This window comes from Streptomyces sp. NPDC050674, from assembly GCF_040654575.1.
GTDB lineage: Bacteria > Actinomycetota > Actinomycetes > Streptomycetales > Streptomycetaceae > Streptomyces.
Genome location: NZ_JBFAIG010000020.1, coordinates 13,610 through 29,362, shown reverse-complemented (window position 1 = coordinate 29,362; position 15,753 = coordinate 13,610). Strand labels below are relative to the sequence as shown.

The following is a 15,753-nucleotide window of genomic DNA, read 5'->3' as shown; positions in this document are numbered from 1 at the left end:
CTGAGGGTGGGCCTGAGCCGGGACCGCCTGCCGGCGCCGCTTCGCGCCCTACGGTCTGACCCATGGCCGATACAGGAGCTACCGAACTCCCCCCGACGCCCCCGCGGCACAGTCCCGTCACGCGCGCGGAGCGCTTCGTCTGGCTCACCGCGCGCGTGCTCGATCAGCACCGCTTCACCCACCACTTCCGGGGCGGCGCCGCCGACCCGGTGGAGACCGCCCTCGACGCCTACCGCAACGAGGACGGCGGGTACGGCCACGGGCTGGAGCCCGATCTGCGCGGTCCGGTCAGCCAGCCGCTGCACACCGCGCAGGCCCTGCGCGTGCTGGACGCGGTCGGGCGCTGCGCCGGGCGGAGCGTGGAGCGCGTCTGCCGCTACCTGACCTCGGTCTCCACGGCGGACGGCGCCCTCCCGGCGATCCACCCCAGCCAGAGCGGCTACCCCACGGCCCCCTTCGTGACGGTGGTGGACGATCCGCCCAGTGATCTCCTGGCCACCGGGCCGGTGGTGGGGCTGCTGCACCGCAACGAGGTGTGGCACGCCTGGCTGTTCCGGGCGACGGACTTCTGCTGGCAGGCGGTCGAGTCACTGGAGAAGTCGCACCCCTACGAGATCGAGGCCGCCGTGGCCTTCCTGGACTCCGTCCCGGACCGCCCGCGCGCGCAGGCGGCCGCCGACCGTCTCGGCCGCCTGGTCCGCGCTCACCGCCTCGCGGCCCTGGACCCCGGTGACCTGGGCGCGTATCCGGTCTCCCCCGGCTACGCCCCGGGTGAGCACCACTTCCCGTACGACTACGCGCGTACGCCGCGCTCACTCGCGCGCGCGTGGTTCACGGACGACGAGATGGCCCGGTCCCTGGACCACCTCGCGGCCCAGCAGCAGGAGGACGGCGGCTGGCCCGTCCGGTGGCGCCACTGGGCACCGGCACCCGCCCTGGAGGCCCGCCCGGTGGTGACGATCGAGGCCTTGAGCGTGCTCAGGGCATACGGCCGGCCCATCGACTGATCACCCAGCGCCCAGGGCCCGCACTCCCGCGGTCACGAGCACGGCCACGGCGACGACGAGCAGGAACGGGGCGCGCAGCAGCAGGGCCACGGCCGCGGCGGCGAGGCCGGCGGCCCGCGCGTCCAGCACCGGTGTCCGCCCGTCGGCGAAGGTCTGCTGGGCGGTGAGGGCCGCCAGCAGCGCGACGGGCAGCAGCGCGGCGAGACGCTTGACGAGGGGCCGCTCCAGGGCCCCCGCGGGCACCAGGAGCCCGGCGAGCTTGACGGCGTAGCACCCGAGGGCGGTCACCCCGATCGCGATCCACACGTTCACCGCGCGTCCCCCCGGCCCTTGCGGCGGCCGTCCGCCCACAGCACGACCGGCGCCGCCAGGGCGGCCAGCAGCACCGGCACACCGGCGGGCAGCACGGGCAGCAGTCCGAGCCCCAGCAGCACGGCGAGCACGGCGACGGCCCGCTCGGTGCCGCTCTTCAGCATCGGCGCGAGCAGGGCCAGGAAGACCGCGGGCCCGGCGGCGTCCAGTCCCCACGCGTCGGTGTCCCCGATGGCCTCGGCGCCCAGGGCCCCGAGCAGCGTGGTGAGATTCCACAGGATGTAGAGGCTCAGCCCGGTCACGACGAACCCGAGCCGGGCGGTGCGCCGGGTGGGCTGGGCCAGCGCGACAGCGGCCGTCTCGTCGATCACCCACTGGGCGGCGAACGGCCGCACCGCGCGCGGCAGGGCGAGCAATTGCGACAGACGCAGGCCGTAGAAGGCGTTCCGCACGCCCAGGAAGAAGGCCCCGGCGGCGGCGGTGAACGGGCCGCCGCCCGCTGCGAGGGCCCCCACCAGGGCGAACTGGGAGGCGCCGGTGAACACCAGGAGACTGAGCGCGCAGGTCTGGAGCAGCGAGAGTCCGCCGCCGGCCGAGGTCACTCCGAAGGCGAACCCGGAGAGCCCCACCGCCACTCCGACACCCAGGGCGTCGCGTACGACCGCCCGGTCCGTCTTCCCGCCGATGTCTTTGTCTTCGAGAGCTGTCTGATCTGCCACGCCCCGCACGCTAGGGCAGCGGTCAACTCGGGTCTTGTACGTTCTTGCGCTCGCGCTGGTACGCCCCCGGAGGCACGCCGACGATCCGGCCGAAGTGCCGGTTGAGGTGCGGCTGGTCGGTGAATCCGACGGTGACGGCGACCTCGGAGGGGGCCGCCCCGGCGTCCAGGAGACGCCGTGCGCGCCGCACGCGCGCGTCCGTGAGCCAGGCGTGCGGCGGCATGCCGTAGACGTCCCGGAAGGCCCGCAGCAGAGCGAAGGGGCTGGTCCCGAGACCGGCCGCCAGTTGTTCCAGGGTCGGCGGCCGGGCCATGCGTTCCTCCAGCACCGCACGCGCACGTGCCGCGATCCGGGCTCCCGCCGTGCGCACCTCGCGCTGCGGCATGGGTCCGCCGTTCGACCGCAGCAGCCTGGTCACGGCCACCCGCAGCAGTGTGTCCGCGGCCAGCGCGTTGCCCTCGTCGGCGGCCCGCAGCACCTGATGCACCAGACCGGCGGCGTACGGATCGTCCACCACCGGGCTGACGAATCCCGGCGTCCCGCGCAGCGCGGTCGTCTCGGCCGCGATCTCCGCCACCACCTCGACCGGCGGGTACACGGCCCCGTAGCGCCACCCTTCGGGCACCCCGGCCCGACCGGTGTGCGGGGTGTCGGGATTCACCAGGGCGAGAGCCCCGGCGCCCGCGTACTGGTCGCCGCCGCCGTGCTGGAACACCTCCACGCCGTCGGCGATGGCGGCTATCACGAAGTTCTCGTGCGTGTGCCGCACGAACGTCTTGTGCACGTAGCGGGCTCTCAGCAGATCGACCCCGGGCAGCTCGTCGTACTGCCAATGCCGCGCGCGCTCGCTCATACGGCCATTGTCCGCGGCGGCGGACGACGCGGCGCTCCCCCCACCCGCTTCCCGCGGCATAGCGGCAGGTCAGGAGGTGGTCGGGACCCGATGTCAGTGCCGAGGTGCACGATGGACGCATGCCCAGCAACGCACGCCGAGCCCTGGACGCCTTCTCCCCCGCGACCCGCGCCTGGTTCACGGGTGCCTTCTCCGCGCCCACCACGGCCCAGGCCGGAGCGTGGCAGGCCATCCACGAGGGCTCGGACGTGCTGGTCGTCGCCCCCACCGGCTCCGGCAAGACCCTGGCGGCCTTCCTGGCCGCTCTGGACCAGCTGGCCTCGGCGCCCGCCCCCGCCGACCCGAAGAAACGCTGCCGGGTCCTGTACGTCTCCCCGCTGAAGGCCCTGGCGGTGGACGTCGAGCGCAACCTGCGCAGCCCGCTGACGGGCATCCGCCAGGAGTCGGTGCGCCTCGGCCTGCCCGAGCCCGAGATCAAGGTGGGCATCCGCTCGGGCGACACCCCCGCCGCCGAGCGCCGTGCCCTGTCGACCCGCCCGCCGGACATCCTGATCACGACCCCGGAATCGCTGTTCCTGATGCTGACGTCGGCCACGCGCGACGCGCTGGCGGGCATCGAGACGGTGATCCTCGACGAGGTGCACGCGGTCGCCGGCACCAAGCGCGGCGCCCATCTCGCGCTCTCCCTGGAGCGGCTGGACGACCTCCTTGCGAAGCCCGCCCGCCGCATCGGCCTGTCAGCGACGGTCCGGCCGGTGGACGAGGTGGCCCGTTTCCTCTCGCCGCGCCGCAAGGTGGAGATCGTCCAGCCGGAGTCGGGCAAGGAGTTCGACCTGTCCGTGGTCGTCCCGGTCGAGGACCTGGGCGAGCTGGGCGGCTCCCCGGTGGCGGACGGCCAGGAGGGCGCCGAGCGCCCGTCCATCTGGCCGCATGTGGAGGAGCGGATCGCCGATCTCGTCCAGTCCCACCGCTCCACGATCGTCTTCGCGAACTCCCGGCGCCTCGCGGAGCGCCTGTGCAACCGCCTGAACGAGATCGCCTACGAGCGGGCCACGGGCGAGACCCTCGACGAGCACCACTCCCCCGCCGAGCTCATGGGCGGCTCGGGAGCGGCCCAGGGCGCCCCCCAGGTCATCGCCCGTGCCCACCACGGCTCGGTGTCCAAGGAACAGCGTGCCCTGGTCGAGGAGGACCTCAAGGCGGGCCGCCTCCCCGCGGTCGTCGCCACGTCCAGTCTCGAACTGGGCATCGACATGGGCGCGGTGGACCTGGTCGTGCAGGTCGAGTCGCCGCCCTCCGTCGCCTCCGGCCTCCAGCGCGTCGGCCGGGCGGGGCACCAGGTGGGCGCGGTCTCCACCGGTGTGGTCTTCCCGAAGTACCGCGGCGACCTCGTGCAGGCGGCGGTCGTCACCGAGCGCATGCGCACCGGCTCCATCGAGTCCCTCAAGGTCCCCGCCAACCCTCTGGACGTCCTGGCCCAGCAGATCGTGGCCATGACGGCCCTGGACACCTGGCAGTTCGACGACCTCCTCGCCGCCGTCCGCCGGGCCGCCCCGTTCGCCTCCCTGCCCGAATCGGCCTTCACCGCGGTCCTCGACATGCTGGCGGGCCGCTACCCGTCCGACGCGTTCGCGGAGCTGCGCCCGCGCGTGGTGTGGGACCGCGTCACCGGTGAGATCACCGGCCGCCCCGGCGCGCAGCGCCTCGCCGTCACCTCCGGGGGCACGATCCCCGACCGCGGCCTGTTCGGTGTGTTCCTCGCGGGCGCCGACCCCAAGAAGGGCGGCGGCAGGGTCGGCGAGCTCGACGAGGAGATGGTCTACGAGTCCCGCGTCGGGGACGTCTTCACGCTCGGCACCAGCTCCTGGCGGATCGAGGACATCACCCGCGACCGCGTGCTGGTCTCCCCGGCACCGGGCGTGCCGGGCCGGCTGCCCTTCTGGAAGGGCGACCAGCTGGGCCGCCCGCTGGAGTTGGGCCGGGCGGTTGGCGCGTTCCTGCGCGAGGTCGGATCGCTGTCCGACGAAGACGCCCGCCTGCGCCTCCTCGCGGCCGGCCTGGACGCGTGGGCGGCGGACAACGTGCTGTCGTACCTGCGCGAACAGCGCGAGGCCTGCGGTCACATCCCGGACGACCGGACGATCGTCGTGGAGCGCTTCCGCGACGAGCTCGGCGACTGGCGGGTGGTCGTGCACTCCCCGTTCGGCGCCCAGGTGCACGCCCCCTGGGCGCTCGCGCTGGGCGCCAAGCTCTCCGAGCGGTACGGCATGGACGCGCAGGTCATGCACGCCGACGACGGCATCGTGCTGCGCCTGCCGGACGCCGACCTGATGGGCCTGGACCTGCTGGACCAGGAGCCGGTGAAGGCGGGCCGGGAGTACGACGCCGAGCAGGCCCCCGTGGGCGCCGCGGACGTCGTCTTCGACAAGGGCGAGGTCGACCAGGTCGTCACGGACCAGGTGGGCAGCTCGGCCCTGTTCGCCTCCCGGTTCCGCGAGTGCGCCGCCCGCGCCCTGCTGCTGCCGCGCCGCAACCCGGGCAAGCGCACCCCGTTGTGGCAGCAGCGACAGCGCGCGTCCCAGCTGTTGCAGGTGGCGAGCGAGTTCGGTTCGTTCCCGATCGTCCTGGAGGCGGTCCGCGAGTGCCTCCAGGACGTCTTCGACGTGCCGGGGCTCGTGGAGCTGATGGGGGACCTGGAGTCCCGCAAGGTCCGTCTGGTCGAGGTCACCACTCCCGAGCCGTCACCCTTCGCCCGCTCCCTCCTGTTCGGTTACGTCGCCCAGTTCCTGTACGAGGGCGACTCCCCGCTGGCCGAGCGCCGCGCCGCCGCCCTGTCGCTCGACTCCCGGCTGCTGGCCGAGCTGCTGGGCCAGGCGGAGCTGCGCGAGCTGCTCGACGCCGAGGTGCTGGCCGAGCTGGAGCAGGAGCTCCAATGGCGTACCGAGGACCGCCGCGTCAAGGACGCCGAGGGTGTCGCTGACCTGTTGCGCCTCCTCGGTCCGCTCACCGACGCCGAGCTGGCCGAGCGGGGCGCCGAGGCCTCATGGGCCCAGGAGCTGGCGGGCAGCCGCCGTGCCATCCGGGTCCGGATCGCGGGCCGGGACCACTGGGCGGCGATCGAGGACGCCGGCCGGCTGCGCGACGCGCTGGGCACCGCCCTGCCGGTAGGCGTCCCGGAAGCCTTCACGGAGCCCGTCAAGGACCCGCTGGGCGACCTCCTCGCCCGCTTCGCGCGCACCCACGGCCCGTTCACCTCGGCCACGGCAGCGGCTCGTTTCGGTCTGGGCGTCGCCGTCACCGAGGGCGCCCTCCAGCGGCTCGCCGCGGCGGGCCGGGTCGTCCAGGGTGAGTTCCACCCGGCCGGCATCGGCCAGGAGTGGTGCGACGCGGCCGTGCTGCGCCGGTTGCGCCGCCGCTCCCTGGCCGCCCTGCGGCACGAGCTGGAGCCGGTGCCACCGGCCGCGCTCGCCCAGTTCCTCCCACAGTGGCAGCACATCGGCAAGGGGCATTCCCTGCGCGGCATCGACGGGCTGGTCCGCGCCATCGAGCAGCTCCAGGGCGCGTCCGTACCCGCCTCCGCCCTGGAGAAGCTGGTGCTGCCGTCCCGGGTCGCGAACTACACCCCCGCGATGCTGGACGAGCTGACCGCCGCCGGGGAAGTCGTCTGGGCCGGCGCGGGCTCCCTGCCCGGCAAGGACGGCTGGGTCTCCCTGTACCTGGCGGACGCGGCCCCCTTGCTCCTGCCGCCCCCGCACCCCCTGGAGCTGACCGCCCTGCACCAGTCCGTCCTGGAGACCCTCTCCGGCGGCTACGGCCTGTTCTTCCGCCAGATCGCCGACCAGGTCCGCGCCACCACCCACCCCGAGGCCGGCGACCCCCAGCTGGCCGACGCGCTGTGGGACCTGGCCTGGTCCGGCCGTCTGACGAACGACACCCTCACCCCGATGCGCTCGCTGCTCGGCTCGGGCCGCACCGCGGGCTCCACGGCCCACCGCGCCAAGCGCTCGATGCCGCGCGGCCGCTACGGCTCCCTGACGGCAGCGGCCCGCACCGCGTCCCGCTCGGGCCCGCCGACGGTCGCCGGCCGCTGGTCCCTGCTCCCCGCTCACGAGCCCGACCCCACCGTGCGGGCCCACGCCCTCGCCCGCACCCTCCTCGACCGCCACGGCGTGGTCACCAGGGGCGCGGTCTCGGCGGAGGGCGTCGAGGGCGGCTTCTCGGCCACCTACCGCGTGCTGTCGGTCTTCGAGGAGAGCGGACAGGCCCGTCGGGGCTACGTCGTGGAGGGCCTGGGCGCGGCGCAGTTCGCGATGGACGGCGCGGTGGACCGGCTGCGCGCCGTCTCCAACGCCCGCGACCGCGGTGCGGACCTGCCCGGACCGGCCTCCGGCACGCAACCCGATCCGTTCGCCGCTCATGACTTCGCCGGTCCGGACGTCTCCGCCCCCTCCCATGACCACACCGGCGCCCCGGGCCCCGACGGCTTTCCCGAGCTGCATTCCCCCTACGACGTTCCCGACCCGTCCCCGGGTGAGTGGGTCTCCCCGCGCGACTACGCCCCCCAGGCGGCCCCGCCCTGGCAGAACGGCGGACGCGGCGCGTACGACCAGGGTTTCCCGGGCCGCCGGGGCCGCCCCGACGGCGCCTCCCGGGCCGTCGTCCTCGCGGCCGCCGACCCTGCGAACGCCTACGGCGCGGCCCTGCCCTGGCCCGAACCGCCGACGGGCGCCGGTCACAAGCCCGGCCGCAAGGCGGGCTCCCTGGTGGTACTCGTCGACGGTGAGCTGACGCTCTACATGGAGCGCGGCGGCAAGACCCTGCTGGCCTGGCCCGCCGACCCGGACGGCGCACCGGCCGACGACCCCCGGCTGGCCGACGCCGCGGAGGCCCTCGCGGCGGCGGCCCGCGCCGGGTCGCTCGGCACGGTCACGGTGGAGCGCGTCAACGGCGCCCAAGCCCTGACCTCCCCCATCGGCACGCTCCTGGAACGAGCGGGCTTCATCGCGACACCCCGGGGACTCCGCCTGCGCACCTGAGGACTCCGCCCGAGCACCAGACGGCCGCACCAGCACATCGGGGACCACCCACGCCATGAGGACCGCGCAGAGCACATGAAGACCACTCGCACATGAGAACCACGCCTGAGCACATGCACCCCACCCGCGCACAGCCGCCCCGACGAAGCACGCCTCCTCCGTGCCACCCTTGACCCATGCCCGAAGGTGACACGGTCTGGCAGGCGGCGAGGCGGTTGCACGACGCTCTCGCGGGCAAAGTCCTGATCCGCAGCGACCTCAGGGTGCCCCGCTTCGCCACGGCCGACCTCACCGGCCGCACCGTCAGGGACGTCACCGCGCGCGGCAAGCACCTCCTCACCCGCATCGACGGCGGCCTGACCCTCCACTCCCACCTGCGGATGGACGGCTCCTGGAAGGTGTACGACAACGGCCGGCGCTGGACCGGCGGCCCCGGCCACCAGATCCGCGCGATCCTCGGCAACACCGACCACACAGCCGTCGGCTACCGCCTCCCCGTTCTGGAACTGCTGCGCACCAGCGACGAGCACCGCGCGGTCGGCCACCTCGGCCCCGACCTCCTGGGCCCCGACTGGGACCCCGACCGGGCCCTCGCCAACGTCCTCCAGGACCCCGCCCGCGAACTCGGGGAGGCCCTGCTCGACCAGCGCAACCTCGCCGGCATCGGCAATGTCTACAAGAGCGAGCTCTGCTTCCTGCTCGGCGTCACCCCCTGGCTCCCCGCGGGCGACCTGCCCGCCGACCGCGCCGCCAAGCTGCCCGGACTCGCCAAGAAGCTGCTGGAGACCAACCGCGACCGCCCGATCCGCAGCACGACGGGCCGTCGCGGCCAGGACCTCTTCGTCTACGGCCGGGCACCCCGCCCCTGCCTGCGCTGCCGGACCTCGATCCGCGTCGCCGACCAGGGCGACGGCTCCCGCGAACGCCCCACCTACTGGTGCCCCACCTGCCAGCCGGGCCCCACCCCGGCCGCCTCCCCCACCCGGCGGCGCAACCGCACCAATTGACGACCCGTCAGAAACGCTCGTACGGTCCCTGTATGCCCGTCACGGCGTACGACCTCACCGGCCGCACCGTGTTCGTCACCGGCGCCGCGAGCGGTATAGGCCGCGCCTCGGCGCTCCTGCTCTCCGAGGCGGGCGCGACCGTGCACTGCGCGGACCGTGACACCGAGGGCCTGCGCGAGACGGCGTCTCTGATCAAGGACGGCGGCGGCACGGCCCGCATTCACACCCTCGACGTCACCGACCGGACCCTGCTGCGGCAGGCCCTCAGCTCCTGCGACCGCCTGGACGCCCTGGCCGCGATCGCCGGGATCATGCATCGCAGCCCCGTCCTGGACACCCGGGACGAGGACCTCGACCGGGTGTGGAACATCAACTTCAAAGGGGTGCTGTACGCCTGCCAGGAGGCGGCCCGTCTGATGATCGCCCACGGCACCGGCGGCAGCATCGTCACCATGGCCTCGGGCGCCGTCGACACGGGCGGCCCGGGACTGCTCTGTTACGGCGCGGCGAAGGCGGCGGTGGTCCAGCTGACCAAGACCCTCGCGACGGAGGTCGGCCGCTACGGCATCCGGGTCAACGCGGTCGCCCCGGGCTGGGTCCGTACGCCTATGACCGACCGGCACGACAGGGCGTCCCAGGCACACACGGAGTCCGCCATGGCCCGCATGTCACCCCTGGGCCGGGTCGGCGAGCCCGAGGACATCGCCCACACGGTCCTTCACCTGGTCTGCGACGCGTCGGCCTTCACGACGGGCCAGATCCTGCGCGCCAACGGGGGCGTTGGCCATGCCGTGGTGACGGGAACCGGCCCGCCTGCGCCGACCAGAGCCCCTCACCCCCGCTCCGGGCGCCAAGGCCCCGCCCGACCGCCCCACGAGCCCACAGGGCCGCCCACACCCGCCAGAAGGGCCGCGGCACGCCGCACCGGCCATCGCCCCTCACACCCGCCCAGCGCCACCCACCACGCCGACCGGCCTCAGGCCAGACGGCACCCACCGCAACCGCAACCGCCCCCGCCCACCACAACGCTGAACACAGCGCTCACGCCGCCGCTCCCAGCCCTCACCACGCCCCTGACAGCCCCCAGCACATGGATCTCACCCACCCCGCCGCTCCACTACCCCTCGACTCCCCACCCTCCACACCCCCGCCATCGCCCCGCGCCCACCACCCCCCGCGCCCGCCGCTTGGGCACGCAATGCACCGGCAGCACGCTCAGACCCCACCCTCCGGCCGCGACCGCCGCCTCCAGCGCCCCCGCCTCAGGCACGGTCACCAGCCGCAGCACGGCCCACCACCACAGCGCTCCGAAACCCAGCGCGGCCCCGCGAAGTCCCCAGCGCCGGCTCCCCGGGCGCGCTATGCCCGCCACGGCCGCCACCTCCAGCCCGACGCCATGAAGCGCCCCTGGGCCACCACCAGGACAACCAGGGCACACCACCGGCGCACAGGCACACCAGCCACGCCAGGCACCTCACCGAGGCCGCGCACGCCCGCACGCACACCACACGCCCCCGCAGGCCAAGCGGTGGCACATCTCCCGCCCGGCCCGGTATCCGTGCCCGCGCTCCGCGTCACCCGTTCTCGGCCTGGAACATCCAGTGATGCTTCTCCAGGTCCGCCGTGATGCCGATGAAGATGTCCTGGCTCACGGGATCCGGCTCACCGGTGGTGTCGACCCGTTCCCGCATGCGTGCGATCACCGCGCCCAGCGCCTCGACGAGCGTGCCCACGGCGGTCGTGTCGTCGACCCACCCTTCGGGGGTCACCCCGATCCCGCTGCCGACGGCCACCGTCGCGGCACGTCCGTCGGGTGAGATACCGAGGGCCGCGGCACGCTCGGCCACGGTGTCGGAGTGCCTCCGCGCGGTGTCGACGACCTCGTCGAGCTGGAGGTGCACGGAACGGAAGCGCGGCCCCACCACGTTCCAGTGGATTTGCTTCGCCACGAGGGCGAGGTCCACGAGATCGACGAGGGCACCTTGCAGCGCCTCGGACACGGTCTTCAGGTTCGCGTCCGACAACGGGCTCTTCACGACGTACATCCGCACCTCCGAGGACTGCCCCCCGCCATCCCCTCAACGATGACCGCCGCACGCCCTACCGGCAAACGCACACAAATCGCCCAGAACGTGACGACAGCGGCTCGGCGTCAGTCGACCCGGACAGGCGAAAACCCCGGGCGGCACCCCTCCGGATCTCCCGGAAAGGCCCGGCCGGGGCCTGTGTCATGCCGTGTGAGCGCGGAGCCTCACGCGGCGACGACGTCCACCGCTTCGGCAGGCGCCTTGATGGTCACCCGTTCCGGTGGCACACCGGTCACCGAGACGGAACCCAGCATCGGGCGAACCGACGTGGGAACAGGCTCGCTGGGGGTGGCCGCAGCAGACTGGGCCAGCTCGGCGAGGGCGAGCTCGTCGCTCACTTCCCGCATGAGCTCGGACATCCGTACGTCCAGCGCGTCGCAGATGGCGGAGAGCAGCTCGGAGGAAGCCTCCTTCTGCCCCCGCTCCACCTCGGAGAGATAGCCGAGTGAGACTCGGGCGGACGAGGAGACTTCGCGCAGAGTACGGCCCTGGCGCTGGCGCTGCCGACGCAGCACGTCACCCAGCAGGCGACGGAGCAGAATCATCGGTGGCTCCCTCCTCGGACCGCGTAGCCGCATCCATTACGCCCCACCGTACCGCCTTGCGCCGCGGCCGTGCGGGGAGCGATGTCGTGTTCACTCAGGGCTGCAAACATCAAAACCCCCCGTTCCGTTCCGTATCCTGTGCCCGCTCATTCCCAGTCTGTTCGCTCGCAAGCTCCTTCAGGAGCAGTGCGAGTACGCTCCGTACACTCTCTCTACGAATTTCCGCGCGGTCGCCGTTCAACCGCAGAGCCTCCACTTTTCCGCCGCCGGCAGAACCGGAATCGGCTCCGGCCGGTCCGTCCACGGCGACGAAAACAGTGCCGACGGCCTGTCCGTCCTGAGGCTCGGGACCCGCGACGCCGGTGGTCGCGATACCCCAGTCGGTGCCCAGCGCCTTGCGGACGCCGGCCGCCATCTGGGCCGCGACCTGCGGATCCACCGCCCCGCGCGCCGCCAGCAGGGCGGCGTCGACACCGAGCAGTTCATGCTTCAGCTCGGTGGCGTAGGCGGTCACGGAGCCCCGGAACACCTTGGACGCCCCGGGGACGGATGTGAGGTCCGCCGCAACGAGGCCACCGGTCAGCGACTCCGCGACAGCGAGCGTCTCGCCCTTCACCGTGAGTAGTCGCACCACGTCGGTGGCCGTGGAACTCACGCTTCCTTCTCCTCCAACGCGGCCTTGCGCGCGGCGATTCCCTGCCTGCGCAGCACAATGGCCTGTTTCACATAGTCGAGCCCGGTCACCACGGTGAGCACGACGGCCGCGGCCATCACCCACCACCTCAGGGTGGCCAGCCACCCCGTCAGCGCCAGCACGTACATACCCACGGCCACGCCCTGGACGAGGGTCTTCAGCTTGCCCCCGCGGCTGGCGGGGATGACGCCGTACCGGATGACCAGGAAACGCAGCAGGGTGACGCCGAGTTCCCGGCCGAGGATGACACCGGTCACCCACCACGGCAGATCGCCGAGCGCGGACAGACAGATCAGTGCCGCCCCCATGATCGCCTTGTCGGCGATGGGGTCGGCGATCTTCCCGAAGTCCGTGACCAGGTTGTAGGCGCGTGCCAGGTGACCGTCGAACAGGTCGGTGATCATGGCGACGGCGAAGGCCGCCCAGGCGAAGGCCCGCCACGCGGGGTCGTAGCCGCCGTCGGCGAGCATCAGCGCGACGAAGGCCGGTACGAGGACCAGCCGGAGCATGGTCAGGAGGTTGGCGATGTTCCAGACGCTGGCCTGGTTGACGGCCGCGGCAGCGATCTTCCCGCCTCGCGGGGTCTTCCCTTCGCCCTGCGCGTCGGCGTCGGTGTCCTCGCCCAGCACCGTCTCACCGGCCCTGGGCACCGCCCCGGCATCCTCGCCATGAACCGTGTCGGACGAGGCACCGGGCCCCGCGCCGGGCGCCCCGCCGTCGGCGGATCGCACAGCAGGCATCCCGGCCGCCACAGCCGGGGCCACCGGAGCGGCGGACGCCGCCGGGGCCGGAGCACCCGCTCCGGCCGCTGCCCTCCTCGCGCCGGAGGCGCCTCCCGCCGCGGATGCCGGGACACCGGTCATCTGCCCGCCTCCTCACTCCACGCAGGCGACGTGAGCGAGCCCTGGAGCGGCTCGGCCACCAGGTCGACACCTTCGGTACCGACCACCTTCGCCTCGACGATACGGCCGATGCTCAGCCCCTCGCCGCTCGTGAGCAGCACCTGGCCGTCCGTCTCGGGTGCCTGGTGCTCGCCGCGGCCGTACACGCCGTCCTCGTCGTCGACGGACTCGACGAGGACGCGGACCGTCTGGCCGAGGCGCTCCTCGGCACGCTGGGAGACGAGTTCCTCGGCCAGGCGGGAGATGTGGGCCAGGCGCTCGGCGACGACGTCCTCGTCGAGCTTGCCGTCGTAGCCGGCGGCCTCGGTGCCCTCCTCGTCGGAGTAGCCGAAGACGCCGATGGCGTCCAGCCGCGCGCCGTTGAGGAACCGCTCCAGCTCGGCGAGGTCGGCCTCGCTCTCGCCGGGGAAGCCGACGATGAAGTTGGAGCGCACACCGGCCTCGGGCGCCTTGCTGCGGATGGTGTCGAGCAGCTCCAGGAACCGGTCGGTGTCGCCGAAGCGGCGCATCGCGCGCAGCACGCCGGGCGCGGAGTGCTGGAAGGACAGGTCGAAGTAGGGCGCGACCTTCGGGGTCGAGGTCAGCACGTCGATGAGGCCGGGGCGCATCTCGGCGGGCTGGAGGTAGCTGACGCGGACACGCTCGATGCCGTCGACCTCGGCGAGCTCGGGCAGCAGCGACTCCAGCAGGCGAATGTCGCCCAGGTCCTTGCCGTAGGACGTGTTGTTCTCGGAGACCAGCATGATCTCCTTCACGCCCTGCTCGGCCAGCCAGCGCGTCTCGTTCAGCACGTCGCTCGGGCGGCGGGAGATGAAGGAGCCGCGGAAGGACGGGATGGCGCAGAAGGAGCAGCGCCGGTCGCAGCCGGAAGCCAGCTTCACGGAGGCGACCGGGGAGCCGTCCAGACGGCGGCGCAGCGGTGCGCGCGGGCCGGAGGCCGGGGCGAGACCCTCCGGCAGGTCCGCGGGCGCGACGGCGGGCTCGGCCGGGCCATGGCCGGGCAGTGCCACCTCGGCCGCCGACTCCTGGCGCTCCGCCGGGCTGATCGGCAGCAGCTTGCGCCGGTCGCGCGGGGTGTGCGAGGCGTGGATGCCGCCGTTGAGGATGGTCTGGAGGCGGTCCGAGATGTCCGAGTAGTCGTCGAAGCCGAGCACACCGTCGGCCTCGGGGAGGGCCTCGGCGAGCTCCTTGCCGTACCGCTCGGCCATGCAGCCCACCGCCACGACGGCCTGGGTTCTGCCGTGACCCTTGAGGTCGTTGGCCTCCAGGAGGGCGTCGACGGAGTCCTTCTTGGCGGCCTCGACGAAGCCACAGGTGTTCACGACGGCGACGTCCGCGTCCTCGGCGTCCTCCACGAGCTGCCAGCCGTCCGCCTCCAAACGGCCTGCGAGCTCCTCCGAGTCCACCTCGTTACGGGCGCAGCCAAGGGTGACGAGTGCGACGGTACGGCGTTCAGGCATGGGCTCAAGACTACTTCGTCCCGCTGACACCCCATGTCGACGGGGTTGGCCGTTTCCCGGCCAACCCCGTATCAACTGGACTTTTCGGACCGGTCACCCGGCCTCGGGGTCGCCCTTTGTGTAGGTCAGGCGCTCCACGGAGCCCGGCTGGAAGTTCTCCTCGATCTTCTTGCCGTTGACGAAGAGGTCGATCGCGCCGGCGTCTCCGAGGACGAGGTGCACCTTCGAACTGTCCTGGAAGGTCTTGGAGTCGCCCTGCTTCAGGACACCGTCGAAGATCATCCGTCCGTTGTGGTCCTTGGCGGCGATCCAGCTGCGGCCGTCGGCGGCGGCCACCCGCACCGTCACCTTGTCCTGCGGGGCGGCCGCGATGGCACTGTCGGACGGTTCGGGCTGGGGGTCGGCGGGCTTCTTGGTCTTGGTGGTCGGGGAGGCGGAGTCGCTGGGGGTGGAGCCCTCGGCCACGTTCGCCTCGTTGCCGCTGTCGTCACCCTGGAACATCGTGAACCCGACGAACCCGATCACGGCGACGATCGCCGCGACCATGGCCGCGGTCCAGTTGGGGCCCCGCCGCTCCGGACGGATGCGTTCCGCCTCGAAGAGGGGAGCGGCCGGGGTCGGCGCCGGGCCCCCGCCGTGCTCGTCGCCGTACTGGGCGAGCAGCGGCGCGGGATCCAGACCGACGGCCTTGGCCAGCGTTCGGATGTGCCCACGGGCGTAGACGTCCCCACCGCACGGGGTGAAGTCGTCCGCCTCGATCGCGTGCACGATGTTCATGCGGACACGGGTGGCGCTACTGACGTCGTCGACGGTCAGCCCGGCGGCGATACGAGCCTGCTGCAGGACACGACCGATGGAGGGGCGGGCTTCCTCGCGGTCTGCTTCGACGCGCTCGTCTTCGAACGGACGCTCGTCTTCAGGGGAGTTGCCGATGGACACGGGGGCGCCTTTCGAGCGTGTAGCCGCCTGTGCTGGAAGTTCAGTCTAGGGGGGGTACAAAAGGGTGGGGCAACCGGGCGGTGGCACTTTGTACGCCATCGGAATGGCCCGACAGTCCGATGGTGGGCTCACTGCGTTTCGCTTCGCTCAACTTGACGTACGCCGAAGGGAAACGGTTGCCCGGCGTCCCTT

At 72.9% G+C, this 15,753-nt stretch carries 12 protein-coding genes and 1 pseudogene; 4 read left to right on the top strand and 9 right to left on the bottom strand.

The genetic code is table 11. From position 1 onward, the window contains the following. The first annotated feature begins 62 nt into the window (after window positions 1-62). Window positions 63-1,007: a hypothetical protein gene (locus AB0I06_RS28410; RefSeq protein ID WP_363121676.1), complete on the top strand. Its 945-nt coding sequence runs from the start codon at window positions 63-65 to the stop codon at window positions 1,005-1,007. On the opposite strand, the gene AB0I06_RS28405 is transcribed toward AB0I06_RS28410, so the two are convergent. Genes AB0I06_RS28405 through AB0I06_RS28395 form a run of 3 tightly spaced genes read right to left on the bottom strand, consistent with a single transcriptional unit; the run spans window position 1,008 to window position 2,891 of the window. Then, window positions 1,008-1,319: an AzlD domain-containing protein gene (locus AB0I06_RS28405; protein ID WP_363121675.1), complete on the bottom strand. Its 312-nt coding sequence runs from the start codon at window positions 1,317-1,319 to the stop codon at window positions 1,008-1,010. It abuts the gene before it with no gap. Next, the gene (locus AB0I06_RS28400; RefSeq protein ID WP_363121674.1) at window positions 1,316-2,038 is read right to left on the bottom strand and encodes an AzlC family ABC transporter permease; all 723 of its coding nucleotides are present in this window, start codon (window positions 2,036-2,038) and stop codon (window positions 1,316-1,318) included. Before AB0I06_RS28400 ends, AB0I06_RS28405 begins: the two co-directional genes overlap by 4 nt. Window positions 2,039-2,060: 22 nt before the next feature. Further along, window positions 2,061-2,891, bottom strand: coding sequence for an AraC family transcriptional regulator (locus AB0I06_RS28395; RefSeq protein WP_363121673.1), 831 nt, complete (start codon window positions 2,889-2,891; stop codon window positions 2,061-2,063). A gap of 119 nt (window positions 2,892-3,010) precedes the next feature. Here AB0I06_RS28395 and AB0I06_RS28390 point away from each other — a divergent pair, with 119 nt between their 5' ends. The 3 genes and pseudogenes from AB0I06_RS28390 (at window position 3,011) to AB0I06_RS28380 (ending at window position 9,732) form a co-directional block, all read left to right on the top strand. Beyond that, the gene (locus tag AB0I06_RS28390) at window positions 3,011-7,927 is read left to right on the top strand and encodes an ATP-dependent helicase (protein WP_363121672.1); all 4,917 of its coding nucleotides are present in this window, start codon (window positions 3,011-3,013) and stop codon (window positions 7,925-7,927) included. Window positions 7,928-8,103: 176 nt separating this feature from the next. Then, window positions 8,104-8,934 carry a DNA-formamidopyrimidine glycosylase family protein gene (locus AB0I06_RS28385; RefSeq protein WP_363121671.1) on the top strand — a complete coding sequence of 277 codons (831 nt, stop codon included), beginning with the start codon at window positions 8,104-8,106 and terminating at the stop codon, window positions 8,932-8,934. 32 nt (window positions 8,935-8,966) lie between these two features. After that, window positions 8,967-9,732 (top strand): annotated as a pseudogene (locus AB0I06_RS28380) (SDR family NAD(P)-dependent oxidoreductase). Window positions 9,733-10,508: 776 nt separating this feature from the next. Here AB0I06_RS28380 and AB0I06_RS28375 read toward each other — a convergent pair. The 6 genes from AB0I06_RS28375 to AB0I06_RS28350 form a co-directional block, all read right to left on the bottom strand. Next, window positions 10,509-10,979 carry a DNA starvation/stationary phase protection protein gene (locus tag AB0I06_RS28375; RefSeq protein ID WP_363121670.1) on the bottom strand — a complete coding sequence of 157 codons (471 nt, stop codon included), beginning with the start codon at window positions 10,977-10,979 and terminating at the stop codon, window positions 10,509-10,511. A 206-nt stretch (window positions 10,980-11,185) separates the two neighbouring features. Next, window positions 11,186-11,566 carry a helix-turn-helix transcriptional regulator gene (locus AB0I06_RS28370; protein ID WP_015657463.1) on the bottom strand — a complete coding sequence of 127 codons (381 nt, stop codon included), beginning with the start codon at window positions 11,564-11,566 and terminating at the stop codon, window positions 11,186-11,188. Window positions 11,567-11,675: 109 nt separating this feature from the next. Then, window positions 11,676-12,221 carry a CinA family protein gene (locus AB0I06_RS28365; RefSeq protein ID WP_363121669.1) on the bottom strand — a complete coding sequence of 182 codons (546 nt, stop codon included), beginning with the start codon at window positions 12,219-12,221 and terminating at the stop codon, window positions 11,676-11,678. Further along, window positions 12,218-13,123, bottom strand: a complete 906-nt coding sequence (gene pgsA / locus AB0I06_RS28360; protein WP_363121668.1) for a CDP-diacylglycerol--glycerol-3-phosphate 3-phosphatidyltransferase — start codon at window positions 13,121-13,123, stop codon at window positions 12,218-12,220. Before pgsA ends, AB0I06_RS28365 begins: the two co-directional genes overlap by 4 nt. Beyond that, on the bottom strand, window positions 13,120-14,622 hold the full coding sequence (gene rimO, locus AB0I06_RS28355; RefSeq protein ID WP_363121667.1) for a 30S ribosomal protein S12 methylthiotransferase RimO: 1,503 nt from the start codon (window positions 14,620-14,622) through the stop codon (window positions 13,120-13,122). Before rimO ends, pgsA begins: the two co-directional genes overlap by 4 nt. 93 nt (window positions 14,623-14,715) lie before the next feature. Beyond that, window positions 14,716-15,561 carry a RodZ domain-containing protein gene (locus AB0I06_RS28350; RefSeq protein ID WP_363121666.1) on the bottom strand — a complete coding sequence of 282 codons (846 nt, stop codon included), beginning with the start codon at window positions 15,559-15,561 and terminating at the stop codon, window positions 14,716-14,718. Window positions 15,562-15,753 lie beyond the last annotated feature (192 nt).

Coding starts and splice junctions, on each gene's coding strand:
- AB0I06_RS28410 (WP_363121676.1), top strand. CDS start 63: ATGGCCGATACAGGAGCTACCGAACTCCCCCCGACGCCCCCGCGGCAC.
- AB0I06_RS28395 (WP_363121673.1), bottom strand. CDS start 2,891: ATGAGCGAGCGCGCGCGGCATTGGCAGTACGACGAGCTGCCCGGGGTC.
- AB0I06_RS28390 (WP_363121672.1), top strand. CDS start 3,011: ATGCCCAGCAACGCACGCCGAGCCCTGGACGCCTTCTCCCCCGCGACC.
- AB0I06_RS28385 (WP_363121671.1), top strand. CDS start 8,104: ATGCCCGAAGGTGACACGGTCTGGCAGGCGGCGAGGCGGTTGCACGAC.
- AB0I06_RS28375 (WP_363121670.1), bottom strand. CDS start 10,979: ATGTACGTCGTGAAGAGCCCGTTGTCGGACGCGAACCTGAAGACCGTG.
- AB0I06_RS28370 (WP_015657463.1), bottom strand. CDS start 11,566: ATGATTCTGCTCCGTCGCCTGCTGGGTGACGTGCTGCGTCGGCAGCGC.
- pgsA (WP_363121668.1), bottom strand. CDS start 13,123: ATGACCGGTGTCCCGGCATCCGCGGCGGGAGGCGCCTCCGGCGCGAGG.
- rimO (WP_363121667.1), bottom strand. CDS start 14,622: ATGCCTGAACGCCGTACCGTCGCACTCGTCACCCTTGGCTGCGCCCGT.